At 70.4% G+C, this 18,405-nt stretch carries 15 protein-coding genes and 3 pseudogenes; 13 read left to right on the top strand and 5 right to left on the bottom strand.

What is annotated here, in order from left to right:
- The first annotated feature begins 56 nt into the window (after positions 1–56).
- Entirely contained in the window at positions 57–218 is a 162-nt protein-coding gene (locus M8I34_RS14155) for a hypothetical protein (protein ID WP_250049809.1), read from the top strand.
- Positions 219–575: 357 nt separating this feature from the next.
- Here M8I34_RS14155 and M8I34_RS14160 read toward each other — a convergent pair whose 3' ends face one another.
- Both M8I34_RS14160 and M8I34_RS14165 read right to left on the bottom strand, forming a co-directional pair.
- A complete protein-coding gene (locus M8I34_RS14160; protein ID WP_250049811.1) occupies positions 576–2,018 on the bottom strand; it encodes a cytosine permease in 1,443 nt (480 codons plus the stop codon).
- A complete protein-coding gene (locus M8I34_RS14165; RefSeq protein ID WP_250049812.1) occupies positions 2,015–3,202 on the bottom strand; it encodes a serine hydrolase in 1,188 nt (395 codons plus the stop codon). The genes M8I34_RS14160 and M8I34_RS14165 overlap by 4 nt, the downstream gene beginning before the upstream one ends.
- Before the next feature lie 121 nt (positions 3,203–3,323).
- Between M8I34_RS14165 and M8I34_RS14170 the strand changes: the two genes are divergently transcribed.
- Positions 3,324–4,250, top strand: a complete 927-nt coding sequence (locus tag M8I34_RS14170; protein ID WP_250049813.1) for a LysR family transcriptional regulator — start codon at positions 3,324–3,326, stop codon at positions 4,248–4,250.
- Between the two features lie 128 nt (positions 4,251–4,378).
- On the opposite strand, the pseudogene M8I34_RS14175 reads toward M8I34_RS14170, so the two are convergent.
- Positions 4,379–4,496: pseudogene (locus tag M8I34_RS14175) on the bottom strand (IS5/IS1182 family transposase); the annotation flags it as partial.
- A gap of 270 nt (positions 4,497–4,766) precedes the next feature.
- Here M8I34_RS14175 and M8I34_RS14185 point away from each other — a divergent pair.
- A pseudogene (locus M8I34_RS14185) lies at positions 4,767–5,333 on the top strand (DUF4872 domain-containing protein); the annotation flags it as partial.
- A 171-nt stretch (positions 5,334–5,504) separates the two neighbouring features.
- On the opposite strand, the pseudogene M8I34_RS14190 reads toward M8I34_RS14185, so the two are convergent.
- A pseudogene (locus tag M8I34_RS14190) lies at positions 5,505–5,844 on the bottom strand (ATP-binding protein); the annotation flags it as partial.
- 140 nt (positions 5,845–5,984) lie between these two features.
- On the opposite strand from M8I34_RS14190, the gene M8I34_RS14195 reads away from it, so the two are divergent.
- The 7 genes from M8I34_RS14195 to M8I34_RS14225 all read left to right on the top strand — a co-directional run bounded on the left by M8I34_RS14195 (position 5,985) and on the right by M8I34_RS14225 (position 13,168).
- On the top strand, positions 5,985–6,239 hold the full coding sequence (locus M8I34_RS14195) for a hypothetical protein (RefSeq protein WP_250049816.1): 255 nt from the start codon (positions 5,985–5,987) through the stop codon (positions 6,237–6,239).
- On the top strand, positions 6,239–8,506 hold the full coding sequence (locus M8I34_RS14200; protein WP_250049817.1) for a cation-translocating P-type ATPase: 2,268 nt from the start codon (positions 6,239–6,241) through the stop codon (positions 8,504–8,506). Before M8I34_RS14195 ends, M8I34_RS14200 begins: the two co-directional genes overlap by 1 nt.
- On the top strand, positions 8,503–9,063 hold the full coding sequence (locus tag M8I34_RS14205) for a copper chaperone PCu(A)C (RefSeq protein WP_250049818.1): 561 nt from the start codon (positions 8,503–8,505) through the stop codon (positions 9,061–9,063). Before M8I34_RS14200 ends, M8I34_RS14205 begins: the two co-directional genes overlap by 4 nt.
- Positions 9,064–9,357: 294 nt before the next feature.
- The gene (locus M8I34_RS14210; protein WP_250049820.1) at positions 9,358–10,044 is read left to right on the top strand and encodes a hypothetical protein; all 687 of its coding nucleotides are present in this window, start codon (positions 9,358–9,360) and stop codon (positions 10,042–10,044) included.
- A 165-nt stretch (positions 10,045–10,209) separates the two neighbouring features.
- The gene (locus M8I34_RS14215) at positions 10,210–11,283 is read left to right on the top strand and encodes an ABC transporter substrate-binding protein (RefSeq protein ID WP_250049822.1); all 1,074 of its coding nucleotides are present in this window, start codon (positions 10,210–10,212) and stop codon (positions 11,281–11,283) included.
- A 77-nt stretch (positions 11,284–11,360) separates the two neighbouring features.
- The gene (locus M8I34_RS14220) at positions 11,361–12,362 is read left to right on the top strand and encodes an iron ABC transporter permease (protein WP_244420086.1); all 1,002 of its coding nucleotides are present in this window, start codon (positions 11,361–11,363) and stop codon (positions 12,360–12,362) included.
- Positions 12,359–13,168: an ABC transporter ATP-binding protein gene (locus M8I34_RS14225; RefSeq protein WP_250049824.1), complete on the top strand. Its 810-nt coding sequence runs from the start codon at positions 12,359–12,361 to the stop codon at positions 13,166–13,168. The genes M8I34_RS14220 and M8I34_RS14225 overlap by 4 nt, the downstream gene beginning before the upstream one ends.
- 50 nt (positions 13,169–13,218) lie before the next feature.
- On the opposite strand, the gene M8I34_RS14230 is transcribed toward M8I34_RS14225, so the two are convergent.
- Complete coding sequence (locus M8I34_RS14230; RefSeq protein ID WP_250049825.1) at positions 13,219–13,434, bottom strand: heavy-metal-associated domain-containing protein; 216 nt, start codon at positions 13,432–13,434, stop codon at positions 13,219–13,221.
- A gap of 306 nt (positions 13,435–13,740) precedes the next feature.
- On the opposite strand from M8I34_RS14230, the gene M8I34_RS14235 reads away from it, so the two are divergent.
- From M8I34_RS14235 to M8I34_RS14245, 3 genes are read left to right on the top strand one after another with little or no spacing between them, the layout of a single operon-like run.
- Positions 13,741–15,150 carry an MFS transporter gene (locus tag M8I34_RS14235; protein WP_250049827.1) on the top strand — a complete coding sequence of 470 codons (1,410 nt, stop codon included), beginning with the start codon at positions 13,741–13,743 and terminating at the stop codon, positions 15,148–15,150.
- A gap of 17 nt (positions 15,151–15,167) precedes the next feature.
- Entirely contained in the window at positions 15,168–16,994 is a 1,827-nt protein-coding gene (gene asnB, locus M8I34_RS14240) for an asparagine synthase (glutamine-hydrolyzing) (RefSeq protein WP_250049831.1), read from the top strand.
- Between the two features lie 9 nt (positions 16,995–17,003).
- Positions 17,004–18,278: a cytochrome P450 gene (locus M8I34_RS14245; protein WP_250049835.1), complete on the top strand. Its 1,275-nt coding sequence runs from the start codon at positions 17,004–17,006 to the stop codon at positions 18,276–18,278.
- The last annotated feature ends 127 nt before the right edge of the window (positions 18,279–18,405 follow it).

Below are 18,405 nucleotides of genomic sequence, written 5' to 3' on the forward strand. Positions count from 1 at the left end.
CGCCGCGGAACGAACCGCCTCCTTACGAAACAGGGACATCGGCTTCCTGCACCCGGATGACTACCTGGCGTGAGGGTCCCGTCTTCGTCACCCGGCTCGCCGCCCAGGGCGTCCAGAGCACCGGCTCCGTCACCTGCGGCGCCGCCGCCGTGACGGATAAGCAGGTGGCCGGCCACAACTCCCCGCCGCTGTCCTCGCCGGTCTCCTCGATCGCGTGACGGACCCCCACTACAGCCCCACGCTGGGCGGGACAGCAGATCATGCCCCACGGCGTCGGCCGTGGTCCGGGCGACGATGTAGGTCAGGACCCGCTGACCATGCACGGGTGGAGGCATCGAGCAGGCGGCGGGGTGGAGGCAGTCATGGATGCCGGAGGCCGGCGCGCCCATCCTGGTCGCGATCATTTCCCGTGCCATGCGGGGAAGTTCCTCGGTCAGGAGGTGGGCGAGGGGGCGGCCTGTGCGACGGCCTGTGGCTTCGGCGACGGCATGGGCATCGGGCGGTGCCGACGGCACCGCCCTCCGCCGCGACGACTTCCTTGTGAGGGTGAACGAGTTCCGGTGATCGGCGCAGTGTCACGCTTGGTGGTCGCCACGCACCGGATCGGCCAGGCCGGGGAGGGCGGACGGCTCCGAAGGTCGCGCAACCGGTCCGGGCCGGCGGTCCGGGATCAACTTGGCGCAGACGTAATATCCCATTCCGCCGACAACGAGCCCGACGAGCCAGGACAGGTCGGCGCCGCCGAGGAAACCCACCAGGGGGCCGACGTACATGCCGCTGTTGATGAACAGCAGTTCGGCACCGATCGACACGAGGTAGATGAGCACGGCCCACCAGTTGCAGGTCCCGTAGCGGCCGTCCTTCGTCAGTAGCGCGGGAATGTCGTAGTGGCCCCGGCGAACGACGTAGTAGTCGACGAGATTGATCGCGGACCACGGCACCAGGAGAGCCAGCACGAACAGGGTGATGTTCTGGAACGTCGCCAGCAGGCTGCCGCCGGCCAGGGCGGCGAGCACGCTCGCGACCGTCGCGAAGCAGGTCACGAAGATCGCTCGTGCCGCAGCGGTCGAGCGCACCCGGCCGTCCGCGGATACCGCGCTGAGCACGGTGAGGAAGGCGCCGTACGGGCCCTCCGCGCCGGCCGGAACCAAGCCGAGCAGCAGTGCCGCGACCAGCAGCCCGCTGACCGACGGAAAGCGGCCGGCCAGGAACCCGATCGCGTCGGAGTTCACTGCGGCACTGTTGACGGCCGCGGCCATGGCTCCGATGATCATCGTGCCCGCGCCGCCTACGGCCGAACCGAGGTAGGTATAGGTGAACGTCACCCTGGTCGGCGTGTCCTCGGGTAGGTAGCGGGAGTAGTCGGACACGTAGGGAGCCCAGGTGACCTGCCAGGCTACGCACACCGACATCGCCGAGACGACGGCGCCGACGGAGTGCGTGGTCGCACCGGACGGGTCGCTGGGCAGATGCGGGACAAGCCATACGAACAACGCGAGAAACGCCACGCCCGAGATCACCGCGACGATCCGGCCGGCGGCGTGGATCAGCCGGTATCCCACCAGGGGGATCAACAGCAGCACCAGGTTGAAGACCACGATGCCTGCGATCTTGGGCACATGGGCCCAGGTCGCGATCGCCTGCCCGGCCACGAGGCTGCCCTCGACGGCGAAGCCGAGATACATCAACACGACCATGGCGGAGGGCAGCACCGCGCCGTAGAAGCCGAACTGGGCACGGCTCTGCACCATCTGTGGAAGACCGAGTTGGGGCCCCTGCGCGGAGTGGTAGGCCATGAACAGCCCACCGACCAGGTTCCCCACCACGATGCTGATGATCGCCCAGGTCAGATCGAGTCCCATCCCGATGGTCACCGCGCCGGTGATCAGGGTGTTGATCTGCACGTTGGTGGAGAACCACAGGGCGAGCTGGTGCCACGGCTTGCCGTGACGCTCCGCGGCCGGAATGTGTTCGATCGTTCGCCGCTCCAGCGCGAACGGCGTCTGCCGCTTCATCATGCCGCCCCGGAGCCGCGTCCGGACCCGACGGCCGCGGCAATCGAGGCCAGCGCCGCGGCGTGCATGGCACGGGCATCCCGGGGGTGCGGGAGGCTGGAAAACTTCACGATGACGACGTCTCGTGCCGGGTCGAGCCAGAGGTACTGGCCGAAGATACCGATCCCGAAGAGCGTGCCCGCCGAGTCGCCGGGGATCCACCACTGGTTGCAGTATGTGCCGTTGGGATGGATCGACCCGAGGTCGCGGTCGGGCAGCACCGCCGCCTGGCCACCCCGGCGCGTGGCGTGGATCCACTCCTCGGGAATGACCTGATGGCCGTCGGCCATGCCGCCGTCCAGAACGCACCGACCGAACCGGGCAAGATCGCGGGCGGTGGCGCCGATTCCGGCGCAGGCGTACGGAGCGCCCGCCGGATCCAAGGTGACCACGGCGTCGTGCTCGGCACCGATACGGGACCAGACCCGTTCGCCGATCACGTCCGGATAGGGCTGCCCGGCGGCGCGCTCCAACACCCAGGCGAGCACGTCGGTGGTCGCCGAGCAGTACTGGAAGCGCCGCCCGTGTGGGCCGTCGGGCTCCAGGCCGGTCAGAAAGGCACGCACACCGTCCGGGTCCCCGTCGTGCTTGGGCCGCCAGCCCGCCGCCCGGTCCCCGGTCTGCACCTGCGACTGCGGATCGTCGTAATCCTGGCGAAACCGCAGCGCCGCGGTCATGTCCAGCACCTCGCGCACCGTCGCCGTCCCATATGCCGACGACGCGAGTTCCGGAACGTACGTCTCCACCGTGGCCGACACATCCAGCACCCCGTCGGCCACCAGACATCCCGCGGCCATGCCGGCGACCGACTTGGAGATCGACATCAGCGCGTGCCGACGGTCCGGCGCCGCCTCGCCGTAGTAGCGCTCGAACAGCATCTCTTCGCCGCGCAGCACGACGATCGCGTCGGTCGCCGTCCGCGCCAGGAACTCGGCCACCGTCGACGAGCCTTCGGCCGTCGCGATCACCGTCTCCTCCAGCTCCGCCCCGGCCACGGCGAACCGACGGTGGCCGGCCCGGCCGCGCGGGATCGCCGCGGTGCCGAGCAGCTGCTCTACATGATTGAACGCCCAGCGGTTGGCCGGCGGTTCGAGCCAGTTTTCGGGCGTGGCCGGGTTTTCGAGGGAGGGCTGAAGCGATGCGCTCATGGGTGCGGATCTCCTGCGTCCGGAGGGCGAGTGGGGGGATACCTCAGCGTCGCGAACCCGAACCATGCTGTCCAATACTGATTGTTGCCCTATCTCCATGCCGGTTCGGCATGATGAGCCCGTGGAGATCAAACGTTTTCGCTACTTCCTCGCGGTCGTTCATGCCGGCACCGTCACCGGGGCGGCGGAACGGCTGCACGTCGCACAGCCGGCGGTGTCCCGGCAGCTGCGCCATCTGGAGACCGAGCTGGGACTCGCTCTGTTCGACCGGATCGGGCCGCGACTCCGGCTGACGAGCGCGGGGCGACAGTTCGTCGCGGTCGCCGAGGACCTGGTCTCCCGAGCCGACCGGATCGACTCCGTGGCGCAGCACATGGCGCGCGGCGGGCTGTCCCACGTGGTCGTGGCCGCCGCCCAGACCACCATCAACGAGGTGCTCGCACCGTTCGTCGCGACCCTCACCCGCAGCGATCCGTTCCTCTCGGTACGCGAAGTACCGGCGGACCAGATCCAGACCACCGTGCGCGAACAGGCCGATCTCGGCATCGCCGCGGGGCCGGCCTACGATCCGATGCTGGAATGGCGCCCACTGACCGACGTTCCCCTGCGCGCCTACGTCGCCCCCACCCACAGGTGGGCCACCCACGGTCGACGCACCATCACGATCTCCGAGCTGGTCACCGAAGAGCTGTTGCTGCTGACCGGGGAACACCCGGCACGAGGTGTCCTCGACGAGGCCGTGTCCAAGGCGGGCCTGACCTACACGCACGTGACGGAAAGCAGCAACGCCCTGATGTGCGAGGCGCTCGCGGCCAGCGGCTTCGGCGTCGGCGTCGTCACCGACCTGCCCCGGTTCGGCGGCTATCCCCTGCTGATCGACACCGCCGGGCCCACCACCCTGCGCCTACAACTGCGCGCCTGCTGGCCGCCGCACCACTATGCCGCCGAGGCACTCACCAGCTTCCTCGACCGCCTCGCCGAGTTCGCCGCCACCTATGTTCACGACACGGCATGGCAGACGTCACCCAACAGCCACCGTGACCCGTGAGCCTCGGCGAGGTCGCCGGGTGTCATGGAGGACGATCCGTATCAGCGGCCCGCTGCTTGGCGCGGAGTGACTGGCCGCCACAGGCGGTGACATGACCCGCTACGCGAGCTCCGACCGCCTGGCCGGCTGCCGCGATCGGCGAACAGCCGTCGGGCCGGTGCCGCGGCCGGCCTCGCCGTCCCCGAATACGGGGAGGGCATCCAGCAGCGGCATCAACGGGGTGACGTCGTGTCGGTTGCCGCTGGTCAGGGACAGCGAGCGGAAGACCGACCTCGCCGCCATGGGCGCAGCGTTCGGCCCCGGCGGCCGGCTCCCCGCAGCAGCCTTGGGGTAGCGCGTGTGCGGTGACGGGGCAGCTGTCACCGCGGCAGGCAACGAACCGGGCGCGTCCATGCAGGGTTCTTCGCGTCATGTACGGCCACGGTGCCCGCGCCGAAGGCCGTGGCCACGATGCAGTTCCCGCCTCCGCTGTGGTAACCGCTCTTGCGCCAGGCCTGCTCGGGTCGGGGGCTCGCAGTGGACACCGACCCGCAGGGCGGAGCCGTCTCGACCAGCCTCGCCGGCCTGGCCAGGGCCAGAGCCGAGCGCGGCCCCATGACCGCCAAGCACCGCTCCTTCACCATCACAGCCCCCAGCAACCTGACGTCACCGCAGGACCGGATCATCCCCGCGATCAAGACCTGCGCCGACGCCTTCCTCAACCCGCCCATTGCGAACCTGGGCTACCGGGGCATCGAGAAGACCGCGAAGCAAGTGCCGAAGTTGCCGCAGCGCAGCGACAATCCGCGGGAGGACCTGCCACGGGCCGCCGTCCTCATGGCGAGGGCCGGCACCGGCGGCGCCCTGTTCCGCAATCTCTATCGGGACTTCCTCGCCGAGTGTGCCCAGTTGATCGACAGCAGCCACCTGCGCACTGGTCACAGCCTGTATACCGAGGCCGCCACCCTCTGGACGCAGGTGGCCGCACTCATCGGGACAGCAGGCGAATCCGGCGACGCGAAGAACCTCGTGCAGGCCGGCTCCCTCCTCCACGAGCTCTCGCGCATCGAACGCGATGCGATGCAGGCACTCTGCATGCTCTAGGAGGCCTGTCCCGCGGGTCATGTCGAAGCCAGAGTCGGATCGAGGCAACGGTGACGGTGCCATGGAAGACGTAGGCGCGCTTGTCGAACCTCGTGGCGACCGCCCGGAAGGTGGCCGCGCACGCGGTCCCCGTCGGCCTACAGGCGCTGCGATCGTGGGTGCGGGAGGCTCGGAGTCGCCGATCAGGCAGCGCGGCTGACTCTTCTTGATCCATTCGCAGCTGGCGAGAGGGTGGATGGTCGCCGCGTCGATGTTCGGGTTGGCGTCGAAGTCGAACGCCCGAAGCGACTTCTCACGCGGGAAGCCGGCCGCCTTGATCCGCCGCTCCGAGCGGCGACGGGCGCGGTCGTCGCACTCGGCCATCAGCAGCTCTGCGAGGAACCCGCGGTAGCTCATCTGGTCCTTCAGCGCCCGCTCGGCGATGTCGGAGAAACTCGTTGCGGATCGAGGGCAGCCGCGGCAGGCGGCAGGCGCTGTCGATGGCGGCGTCGGCGGGACGCTGGACTGCCAGTGCGGGCGCGGGCGTGAACGGTCAGCATGTGACGCGCGACATAGGGGAGCTCCGGAACTCGGCCGTTGGGCTGCCCGACTACTGAATCGGTACGGCGCGATCCGACCGACGCCGTACGACGTGATCGGGAGACGTGGCTGATGGACGAGTCCAGGCAATCCTCCTCCGGTGCGGGGGCGGTGCTGCGGAGAATGGCGCCCCCTCCTGCCCTGTGCGGCTTCCTCTTGTTGCTGGCGCTGATGTTCGCGGTGTCGTACGCGGTAGGCGCCGCCGCCGGGCCCGTCGCGCCCGGTATGCACGGCACCGAATCGAGCCGCGGTGGCCTCGACGATGGTGGCGCGGGCAGCGGCACGGATACGGGCGGCATGGGGGGCATGCACGGAGGTGGCGGCTGATGGGCGCGGAACCGGTGGCTGTCTCTGTGGCGACCGACCTTGCCATCGGGGGCATGACCTGCGCGGCCTGCGTGAAGCGGGTCGAGAAGAAGCTCGGCAAGCTGGACGGGGTCACGGCGACCGTGAATCTCGCCACCGGGCGGGCCCGGGTGAGCCACCCGCCGCAGATCAGCCCCGAGGAGCTCATCGAGACCGTCGAGAAGGCCGGCTACACGGCCGAACTGCCCGATCCCCCCAGGCGGCGGGAGCATGACGGCGATGGCGACGGCGAGAGGGAGGCGCCGGGCGCGAAGCAGGAGCGTGACCGGCTGGTGGTCACCACGTTGCTCGCGGTGCCGGTGCTCGTGCTGTCGATGGCGCCCGGCCTGCAATTCCGGAACTGGCAGTGGCTGTGCTTCGTCCTCGCCGCGCCGGTCGCCGTGTGGGGGGCTTGGCCCTTCCACGTGCGGGCGGTGCGGGGGCTGCGGCATTCGACGGCCACCATGGACACGTTGGTGTCGCTCGGCGTGGCGGCGTCCTTCTCCTGGTCCGTGTACGCGCTGTTCCTCGGCGGTGCGGGCGATCCCGGCATGAGGATGCCGTTCAGTCTGGTGCCGTCAGCGTCGGACGGTGTTGCGCACATTTACCTCGAAGCGGCCGTCGGCGTACCGCTGTTCGTGCTGGCGGGGCGGTTCCTGGAGGCGCGGGCCCGGCGTGGGACCGGGGCTGCGCTGCGGTCGCTCGCCCAACTCGCCGCCAAGGAAGTCGCAGTACGCGAGGACGGGAGCGAACGACTCATTTCCATTGGGGAGTTGAGCGTCGGACACGTCTTTGTCGTGCGTCCGGGAGAGCGGGTCGCCACCGATGGCGAGGTGGCGGAGGGCAGTTCGGCAGTGGACCTGTCCCTAGTCACCGGCGAGACCGAGCCCGTCGAGGTCGGGCCGGGCTCCGCGGTGGTCGGTGGGGCCGTGAACTCCGGCGGACTGCTGCTCGTACGGGCTACCGCGGTCGGTGCCGACACGCAGCTCGCGCGGATCACCCGGCTGGTGACGGAGGCCCAGGCCGGTAAGGCGCGGGCGCAGCGGCTGGCCGACTCGGTGGCCGGCGTCTTCGTTCCGGTCGTACTGGCGCTGGCGGTCACGACCCTCGGGTTCTGGCTCGGAGCCGGGGCCGACCCGCAGGCGGCCATCACCGCGTGTGTGGCCGTCCTCGTCGTCGCATGTCCCTGCGCCCTCGGCCTGGCGACGCCGACCGCCCTGATGGCCGCGACCGGCCGGGGCGCTCAACTGGGTGTCCTTGTCACCGGCCCGCAGGCTCTGGAGGGTCTCCAGCACATCGACACCGTCGTCCTCGACAAGACCGGCACGCTCACCTCCGGCCATATGAGCGTCGCCCGGGTCACCTCCGTGCCGGGCGGGCTCGGCCGCGATGAGGTGGTGCGACTGGCCGGGGCGGTCGAGCAGGGCTCGGAACATCCACTCGGGCGGGCGATCACCGCCTATGCCCGGAGGGAGTCGGCGGAGCGGCGGTTGCCGGACGTGAGCGCATTCAGCGCCGTGCCGGGGCACGGTGTGCTCGGTCGGGTCGAGGGTCGGCTGGTCGAAGTTCTGGCCCCGAACGACGAGTTGCCAGCCGCTCTCGCGGATGCGCTGCCGGTCGCCGCGGCTGCCGCACGCACCCCGGTGCTGGTCCGGGTGGACGGTGCGGCCGAGGCCCTGGTCGAGGTCGGGGATGTCGTACGACCCGGCAGCTACCGGGCCGTGGAGCAGCTGCGGCGCCTCGGTGTGCGCCCGGTGCTCGCCACCGGCGACCAGGAAGCCCCCGCCGCTGCGGTCGCCTCGGCCCTGGGCATCGACGAGGTACACGCCCGCCGCACGCCCGAGGACAAGGCTGATCTCGTAGGGGATCTCCAGGAGCAGGGCTGTCGCGTCGCGGTCATCGGCGACGGCGTGAACGACGCCGCCGCGCTGGCCGGCGCCGACCTCGGCATCGCCATGGGCAGCGGCACGGATGTTGCCATCGGGGCGGCCGACGTGACCTTGGTACGCGGTGACATCGAGGCTTTGGCGGATGCGGTCCGGCTGGCCCGGCGCGCGCTGGGCACGATCCGCGTCAACCTCGTGTGGGCGTTCGGCTACAACCTCGTGACCGTGCCGCTGGCCATGGTCGGACTGCTCAACCCCATGCTCGCCGCTGCGGCGATGTCGGCCAGCTCGTTGCTGGTGGTCGGCAACAGTTTGCGGCTGCGCGTCTGGCAGCCGAATCCCGCCCGGAGGCGTACCCGATGACTGTCAACCCCTGGCGTCCGTCCCGCAGTCGGCTGGTCGACGCCCTGCTCGCCGCGCTCGCGCCCGCCACCGCGTGCAGCCTCGCGCTGGGCGGCCTGGCCACCTGGGCCGCGGTCGGGAAGGCGGGCAGCCCGGCCCGGATCGCCGTCTCGTCCGGGCGGGTCCTTCTGCCGTATGCCGACGGCACGGAGACCGCCGCCTTCTTCGACATCGCGAACATCGGTGGCGCGGATGACCGGTTGGTCAAGGTGACGTCCTCCGGGACCGAAGGAGAGATCGGCCTCAGCCGTCACCGCACCACCAAGAGCGGAGCCGCCTACCGGAGCGCCGTGGTCTCGGCCACGGTGGCCGCGGGCAGCGAACTGGCCATGTCCCCGCACGGACTGGATGTGACCGTGGGGGTAACACCCCCTGCTCGAGCTGAGCCGAGAGCTGGGGGGACGAACAAGGCCCGGTGGCGTGCGGGCGACCTCGTGTCGTTCACCCTGCACTTCGAGCGCAGCGGGGCGATCAAGGCCCCCGCGGTGGTGATCCGCCCGAGCGACAACTCCTCGTGACCGACGCCTGCCGAGGCGGTGCGGTTACTGCGGTGCGGTTACTGCTGTAGGCGCGACGGCACCGGAGTGCTGCGCAGGTGCCGGTTGCGCAGGCCTGGTTATGGGCGCCATGACCAGAAGCGTGGGCGGGCGTCGGCCGCAGACCTGCTCTCCGAGAGACGGCACGTGGCAAAGTCGCGGTCAGTTTCGGCCCACCTCGGTGGTGTGGATCACACCCGGCGAGGTGAATGCGTCGGCGAGGTGAATCCGTACCCCCTCATGGCGACCAGGGCCTGGACACGAGGATGAGGCGCCATGACGGCAGGGTGGTGTTCTCGCACGGTACGGGCCGCGGTGTTCGCGGCCGTCTGTGTGCTGCTCGCCGCTCTGGGGCACGTCATGATGTCCGGCAGCCAGGTCGCCGCCTGGGCGCTGGCCGCGGGCATGACCGTGACCGGTGCTGCGGGCTGGTGCCTGGCGGGCCGTGAGCGCGGGCTGCCGCTGATCGTGACGGTCGTGGTCGCCGCGCAGACGGCGCTGCACTCGGCGTTCTCGCTCGCCCAGTCGGTGAACGGAAGCACCGCCCCCATGGACATGAGCGACATGGGGGCCGTGCACATGGACATGGCGTCGATCAAGACGGAGTCCCTGCCCCTGTGGCTCATGACCATCAGTCACATGGGCATGAGCCATACGGATCACGTGGGGCACTCCATGGGCGGCGGCTCGTCGACGTTCGGCATGCTCGCAGCCCATCTGCTCGCCGCGCTGCTCAGCGGCCTCTGGCCGGCGTTCGGGGAGAAGGCCGTCTTCCGCATCCTGCGAGCCGTGGCCGGTTGGCTGGCGGCGCCGCTGAGGCTGCTGCTGCTCGCCCCGCCCATCGTCCCGGACCGCCTTCGCGTCCGCGTGCGACGTCCTCAGTCGGACCACGCGCCACGACTTCTCCTTCTCGTCCACGCGATCACTTCCCGGGGGCCTCCTGCGGGGACGGCTGTCATCTGAAGACAGCTGGTACCCCGAGGCTGATGTGGTGCGCCTCGGGCTGCGGCCGTACGTCCGTCATGGGTCTGCCTTCCACTGGGCGGGAACTCAGAGCGGGTTCGCTCCGACTACTGGATCGGGTGACGGAGGGTCGCCCGCGTGCCGAGTGGATCCGGGAGTTGTTCGATGCGTTCTCGTGTGTGGGGCGGTACGGCGGCCGTCGTGCTGGGCTGTCTGCTGGCGACGGGCTGCGGCGGTGGGGGGACGGACACGGCGGACACCGTGGGGAAGGACGGGAGCGCCGTCTCCGGTGCCCACCCGGCGACCGTCACCGACTGCATGGGTGCCAAGACCACCTTCTCCGCAGCTTCGAAGAAGATCGTCACCAGCAACGCCTCCAGCCTGGAGCTGCTGCTCCGCCTGGGTGCGGGCGACAAGGTCATCGGCACGGGCTTCCCGCCTGGTAAGGGCGCGTTGCCCGGCGAGTTGGACGGGCAGGCGCAGAAGGTGAAGGTGCTCAGCCGGAGTGTGATCCCGAAGGAGAAGCTGCTCGGTTCCGGCGCCGATCTGTACATCGACACCTTCGCCTCGATGGGGAGCATGGGTGGCGGCATGGGGGATGCGCCGACCGAGGAGGAGTTCAAGGCGGCCGGGATCAAGCACATCTACCTGAAGTCCACCGCTTGCGCCGCGACGGGCAAGGGTCCGGTCACCGACCTGTCCGCCGTCGAGGCCGACATCACGTCCCTCGGTGCGGTCACCGGCACGAGCGCGAAGGCGAAGGAACTCGTCGCCGGGATGAAGGAGAAGGTCGACGCCGTCCAGAAGGCGGTCGGCGGCACGGCCGAGAGCAAGCGGCCGACGTACTTCTTCTTCGACTACGACGCCGGTACCAAGCAGCCCAGCGTCACCTGCAATCGCCAGGTCGCCAACGCCGTGATCACCCTGGCCGGCGCCCGCAACGTCTTCGCCGACTGCAACGGCGACTACAAGCAGGTCGACTGGGAGAAGGTGATCGCGAAGAACCCGGACTGGATCCAGCTCGGCGTCCGCAACCGGGGCAGCGAGGCAGCGAACGAGAAGGCGTTCGACGACGCCGAGAAGTGGCTGAAGTCCAATGCGGCCACCAAGGGCCTGAAGGCGGTCAAGGAGGGCCACTTCCTGCACATCGGCTCCGAGCAGACCACCATCGCCGGCGTCCGGAACGCCGACACGGTCAAGGAGATCGCCAAGACCCTCTACCCCGGCAAGGTCGGCTAGGCGTGGCCTCCACACTGTTGCGCCGCACCGCCTCGGACGCCGCTCCGGACGCGCGCAGCGTGCCTGCCGGGCCGCTGATGGCGGTCCTGGGGGTGGTACTGCTGGCAGCGCTGACGGCCGCCGTGGCCTGGGGGTCGACGTCCATCCCGCCCGGTGAGGTGTGGGGCGTGGTGTGGCGGCGGCTCGGCGGCGAGGCACCACGTCCCGGCACGAACGACCTGATCGTCTGGCAACTGCGTGTCCCGCGCGCCCTGTTGGCGGCGCTCGTCGGGGCCGGTCTCGGTATTGTCGGTACGGCTGTACAGGCGCTGGTGCGCAATCCCCTGGCCGACCCGTACCTGCTGGGCATCTCCAACGGTGCTTCCCTCGGGGCGGTCACCGCCATCGTGCTCGGCCTGGGAGCGGGCGGCGCGCTCGGGTTGGGCCTGTCCGGTGCGGCCTTTGCCGGAGCCCTGGCCACCTTCGCGCTCGTATGGGTGATCGCCCGGCGCGGTGGGGGCTTCGCGCCGCTCCGGCTGGTGCTGGCCGGGGTGGCGATCGGTCAGTTCCTTTCCGGCTTCACCAGCTACCTCGTGCTCCAGGCCGGGGACGAGCAGCAGACCCACAGCGTGCTGTTCTGGCTCATGGGCAGCCTCAGTGGGGCGAACTGGGAGTTGCTCGCGGTACCCGCGGTGGCGGTTCCGGTGGCTCTGCTGTGGCTACAGGCGCGGGCCCGGGGGCTGAACGCGCTGCTGATGGGGGATGAGACAGCAGCCGGACTCGGCATCGACGTCACCCGCCTGCGCCGCGAGTTGTTCACGGTGACCAGTGTGCTGACCGGCGTCCTGGTCGCGGTCTCCGGCGCGATCGCCTTCGTCGCGCTGATGGTGCCGCACGTCTGCCGGCTCCTCGTCGGCGGCGATCACCGACGGCTCCTGCCCGTCTCCGCGCTGTTCGGCGCCCTGCTGATGGTCGTGGTCGACATTGTCTGCCGTACGGCCATGGACTCACAGGAGCTGCCGGTCGGCGTCGTCACCTCGCTCATCGGGGCTCCGGCCCTCCTGTATCTGCTGGACCGGCGCCTGGGGAGCGGAAGTTGAGGATCGACATTGAGGACCTGCACATCGGCTATGCCGGCCGTACGGTCGTGGCCGGCGCCCACCTGGTGGCGGTCGAGGGCGAGATCACGGGCCTGGTCGGGCCCAACGGCAGCGGCAAGTCCAGCCTCCTGCGCACCGTCTACCGGCACCTGAAGCCCACCGCCGGGCGGGTGTTGCTGGGTGGCACCGACCTGAGCGAGTTGCCCCCGCTCCAGTCGGCGCGGCACGTTGCGGCCCTGCCGCAGGAGCGGGGGAGCGACTTCGAGCTGACCGTGCGCGAGGTCGTCGCGATGGGGCGCACGCCCTACAAGCGGGCCTTTGCCGGGGAGGATGCCACCGACCGGGACATCGTTGCGAAGGTCCTGTCCGACGTCGGCATGGACGGCTGCGGCGGACGCCGCTTCACCGCCTTGTCCGGGGGCGAGCGCCAACGCGTGCTGCTGGCCCGCGCGTTCGCCCAGGACCCGGACGTCCTGGTGCTGGACGAGCCGACCAACCATCTCGACGTCCGCCATCAGGTGGAGCTGCTCGCCCTGCTGCGTGCGCAGTGCCGTACGACACTGGTGTCGCTGCACGACCTGAACGCGGCCGCGTCGGTCTGCGACCGGCTGCACGTGCTGCACGCCGGGGCTGTGGTCGCCTCCGGCCGACCGCGTGACGTCCTCACGCCTGAGCTGATGGCCGATGTCTTCGGGGTGCGGGCGGCCGTGGTCGACCACCCGCTGACCGGCGACCCGCTGATCGCCTTCGACCACCGGGCGCCGGCCGACGCCGAGGCGGCCATGGCGGTGGAGAGCCGCGGATGACGGAGGGCGGGCGGAACCGTGGTTCCGCCCGCCCTCCGTCATCAGCAAGGTCAGGCGGCGATCGAGTCGTCGACGCCGTACCCGGCCTCGGCGATGGCAGCACGCAGCCGCTCGTCGTCGAGGTCAGCGCCGTGCACCGTGACGGCGCCCGCGGCGAGATCGACCACCACCTCGCTCACACCGGGCACCTCCGAGACCTCTTCTTTGATGCTCGCCACGCAGTGCTCGCAGCTCATTCCGGTGACGTGGTACTGCTTCTGGGCCATGGCACAACTCCTGGATGTCGGTGCGGCTTTGATGCGAGGGTTCGGATCCGCAGGGGCGGGGTGTTCGGTCCAGCCCGGCACCTCAGTAGTCGGATGACCGGTGTCCGAAGTTCCGCAGCGGTTGTCCCGATTCCGAGGCCCGGCACCAGCGCCCCCTGCGAGACCTGAGCGTCTCGGGTGATCGGCGGGGGAGCTCTCCTTCTGATCGGTATGTTTTTTGGGTGGGCGTGGGAACTCACCGCCGTCTCCTTCCGACTTCTTGTTCGAGGCTGCCATCCCGGCGGCCCGCGTCGGTGAGGGGGAAGGGTGACACTCGACGATTCCGGGTCGGAACAGCCCGGTCGCAAACCCGTCAGTGAGGATCGCTGGCTGCTGGTGGCCGTGGCGGGGGTGTTGGCCTTCGTGGCGATGCTCGACATGAACATCGTCAACGTGGCACTTGCGGACATCGCCGACGGCCTGCACGTGTCCGCGGCGACCGCCCAGTGGGCGGCGCTGGCGTATCAACTGCCCGTGGTGGCCTTGCTTTTGCCGGTCGGTCGGTGGCTGGACGGCGCGGGGCTGCGCTCCGCGGTGTCGGCAGCGATCGCAGGCTTCGGCCTGTGCAGTGCCCTGGCCGCTTGCGCGCCCTGGGCGGCCTGGTTGATCGCCGCCCGCTTTGCGCAGGGCGCGTTCGCGGCGGTGTTGTTCGTGCTGATGCCCGTGCTCGCGATGCGTTCGGTACGGCCGGAGCTGCGGGGGCGGGCGATGAGCGTTCCTGCGACCTTGGGGCCGCTGGGGGCGGTGACCGGACCGGCCGTGGGTGGCCTGCTGCTGGATCACTTCGGCTGGCCCTCCGTCTTCCTCGTCAAGATTCCCTTTTGTGCGCTCGCCCTGGTCGTGGCGTGGCGGACGATGCCGCGGGACGGCCGGCTGCGGTGGCCCGACCGGCGATCGCTGGTGGATGCGCTGCTGGTGGCCACGGGTGTGGCGGTGCTGTTGCTGACACTGACCCTGGCGTCGGACGATCCGGGGTGGCTGGTGCTTGTGGTCGCCGCCGTTCCGCCGCTGTGGTGGTGGCTGCGTGGACCGGGGTGTCGTCCGGTCATCGGCGTGCTGCGGGTCCCGGGACTGTCCCGGGCGCACGGAGCGGTGCTCGCCCTGGCCGCCGGATTCGCCGCCATGCACTACGTCGTCGCCCTGCACCTCCAGCGCGACGACGGCGTCAGTGCCACGACCACCGGGCTCACGGTGCTCGCCTTCCCGCTCGGCATGGGCCTGGCCGGGCCGCTCGGCGGGCGCCTGGCCGACCGGTACGGCGCGCGGCCGGTGGCGGCCATCGGGGCCTTGCTCACGGCCGCCGGTCTGCTGCTGCTCGTCCCGCTGGGCAATGCCTGGTCACCGTGGGAGGTGGCCTGGCGGCTGGCACTGGCCGGTATAGGCATGGGCCTCAACGGCGGTCCCACCCAGGCCCTGGTCATGGGTGCCGCCCCACCGGATCGGATCGCCACCGTCGGATCCACGGTGCAATTCGCCCGCAGCCTCGGTTTCACCCTCGGCCCGGCCCTGGCCACCGCGGTCTGGGGCCTTGCCGGACCCGGTGATGGCGTACACGCCGGGCTCGCCCTGGCAGCCACCGGCGCCTGCCTCGCCGTACCGCTGCTGGCACTGCCCGGCCGCCGCCGGGCCGATGCGCCCGAGAAGACCACCGACGCGGCGCCCGCCGCCCATACCTGAACAAGGAGCGGTCCCCTATGTGCGGAATCACCGGCTGGGCGTCCTTTCACGGCGACGCCCGTACCCAGGCCCCCGTCATCAAGGCCATGACCACCACCCTCACGCCACGCGGTCCCGATGCCGGCGGCGTCTGGCTCGGCGAACGGGCCGCGATCGGGCACCGCCGCCTGGCCGTCATCGATCTCGAAGGCGGGGTGCAGCCGATGACCGACCGGCCCGACGATCCGGCCCTCGTGCTCGGCTACAGCGGCGAGGTCTACAACCACCACGAGCTGCGGGCCGAGCTGCGCGGCCGAGGACATGCCTTCCGTACGCGCAGCGACACCGAGGTGGTGCTGCGCGCGTACGCGGAGTGGGGCGAGGACGTCGCCGACCACCTGGAGGGCATGTTCGCTTTCGCCGTCTGGGACGAGCGCGCCCAGCGGCTGGTGCTGGTGCGCGACCGGCTCGGCGTCAAGCCGCTGGTCTGGGCGGCCGTCGACGGCGGTCTGGCCTTCGCCTCCGAGCCCAAGGCACTGTTCGCCCACCCCGAGATACGGCCCCGCGTGGACGCCGACGGACTGCGGGAGGCGTACAGCCTGCTGTTCAACACCGGTCCGACGGTGTGGTCCGGGGTGCGGGAGGTCGAGCCCGGTGGCCTGCTCGTCCTGGACCACAAGGGCATCCGCGAGCGCCGCTACTGGCAGCTGGAGGCCGACGTCCACAACGACGACCGGGAAACGACCGTGGAGCGGTTCCGTGAGCTGGTCGGCACGGCCGCCCGCAGACAGCTGGAGGCCGACGTCCCGCTGTGCAGCCTGCTGTCCGGCGGCATCGACTCCACCGTCCTGACCGCCCTGCTCGCCGACGAACTCCGGCTGCGCGAAGGCCCGGGCGCCCGTATCCGCTCCTATGCCGTCGACTACAGCGACCAGGCTGCGCAGTTCACCGGTGACGTCCTGCGCACCGGCCACGACACCCCCTACTCCATCGAGGCCGGCGCCTTCATCGGCACCGACCACAGCACGGTCGTCCTCGACCCGCGCGCCCTGCTCGACCCCGAGCACCGCAAGGCGGTCGTCGTGGCGAGGGACTCGCCGATCGGCGTCGGCGACATGGACACTTCGCTCTACCTGCTGTTCGGCGAGATCCGCAAGCACTCCACCGTCGCCCTGTCAGGTGAGGCCGCGGACGAGGTCTTCGGCGGCTACCCCTGGTTCCACAACCCGAAGGCGCTCGCTGCCGAGACCTTCCCCTGGCTGCTGGTGACCGGCGACGAGGCCGCCATGCCGCTGAACCCGGAACTCGACCTTCGCATCGGTGAGTTCCGCGACGACACCTACCGCAGCGCGCTGGCCGCCGTACCGCATCTGGACGGCGAGACGCCCACCGAGCACCGGCAACGCGAGATGCAGCACCTGTCCCTGACCCGCTGGCTGCGCCAACTCCTGCACCGCAAGGACCGGTTGAGCATGACCCAGGGCCTGGAGGTCCGCGTCCCGTACTGCGACCACCGCCTCGTGGAGTACGCCTTCACCACCCCCTGGGCCCTCAAGAGCTTCGACGGCCGCGAGAAGAGCCTGCTGCGCGCGGCCGGCACCGGGCTCGCCCCCGATTCCGTGCTGCACCGCCCCAAGAACCACTACCCGGCCACCCACCACCCCGACTACAACCGCGGCCTACAGGACATGGCCCGTGATGCCCTGTCCGTCGATCAGGTCCGCGCCCTGGCCGACGAGACCCGCATCAAGCCCTGCCTGGACACGCCGCCCGACCAGTTGGAATGGGGCCACCGTCTGCGCCTCGAACGCGTCGTCGACCTCGCCCTGTGGCTGGACCACTACCAGCCCGAACTCGCCCTCTGAGGAGCCCGCATGACCCTCCAGGAACCCCGGCCGGACATCGAGCCGAAGCCCCGGCCCGAGCCCCTGCCCGATCCGGTCCCGCTGACGGGCTGCCCCTACAAGGCCAACCCGTACCCCCTGTACGAGCAGATGCGCGAGGCCGGGCCGGTCCACCGGGTCCTCTTCCCCAGCGGGGTACAAGCCTGGCTCGTCACCGGCTACGAAGCCGCACATTCCGCGTTGAACGACGACCGCCTGGGCAAGAACCACGACCGCGGCAATGACCGCTGGCGCTCCCGTGCCTCGATCATGCCCGAACCCCAGCACTCCCAGCTCCAGGCCCACCTCCTCCACCAGGACGCGCCGAAGCACACCCGCATGCGGCGCTTCGTCACCGACGCCTTCACCCCACGCCGCATCGAGCAGCTCCGCCCCCGCTTCCAGCAACTGGCGGACGCTCTCGTCGACGCACTGCCCGAGACCGGACCCGCCGATCTGGTCGCGACCTTCGCCGCCCGCTTCCCCTTCCAGGTCCTCGCCGAAGTGATCGGTCTCCCGCAGGAGCTGGCCGACCGCTTCGACCGCGACTGGGGCAAGGTCGTCCAGCCGGTCGGCCCCACCGACCCCGGACGACCGCGGTACGAAGCCCGCCTCCACGGCCTACAGAGCTACATCGCCGAGGTCGTCGACCACAAGCGCGAGCACTGGGAGGACGACCTGCTCAGCCGCCTCGTGGTGGCTCGCGACCGCCGCGAACTGTCCCCGGAAGAGCTGGACTCCATGATCTTCCAGCTCCTCGTCGCCGGCCAGGAACCGGTCACCAACCAGATCACCACCGCCCTGATCGCCCTCTTCCGCCACCCTGACCAGCTCACCCGCCTCCGTGACAACCCGGACCTCCTGCCCCGTGCGGTCGAGGAACTCCTCCGCTACGACAGCGCCTTCGAACTGACCACCTGGCGCTTCTTCGACCAGGACAACGACCTGCACGGCACCGAAGTCCCGGCCGGCGACTCCGTGATCGTCTCCCTCTGCGCGGCCAACCGCGATCCCCGTCGCTTCCCCGACCCCGACACCCTCGACCTCGACCGCACCCCCAACCCCCACCTCGCCTTCGGCCACGGTGTCCACTTCTGTCCCGGCGCCGCCCTCGCCCGCACCGAACTCCAGATCGCCCTCGGCACCCTGCTCACCCGGCTGCCCAACCTCCAGCCGGCCATCAGGGACGAGGACATCGAGTGGATCCCCGCCGTCCTCGGCCGCGGTACCAACCACCTGCCCGTCGACTACGACCGACGCCTGTGATGCCGGCCTCCGACTGACCGGGACCGGCTGCGTGTCCTCACCGGATCCCAGCCGACCTGCCCACTGACCACCGGCGCCTGGCCCTCCGCCACGGCGCCATTCCGACGTGCCCTCATACGCTCCGGAG

The organism is Streptomyces sp. MCA2 (assembly GCF_023544705.1).
GTDB classification, from domain to species: domain Bacteria; phylum Actinomycetota; class Actinomycetes; order Streptomycetales; family Streptomycetaceae; genus Streptomyces; species Streptomyces decoyicus.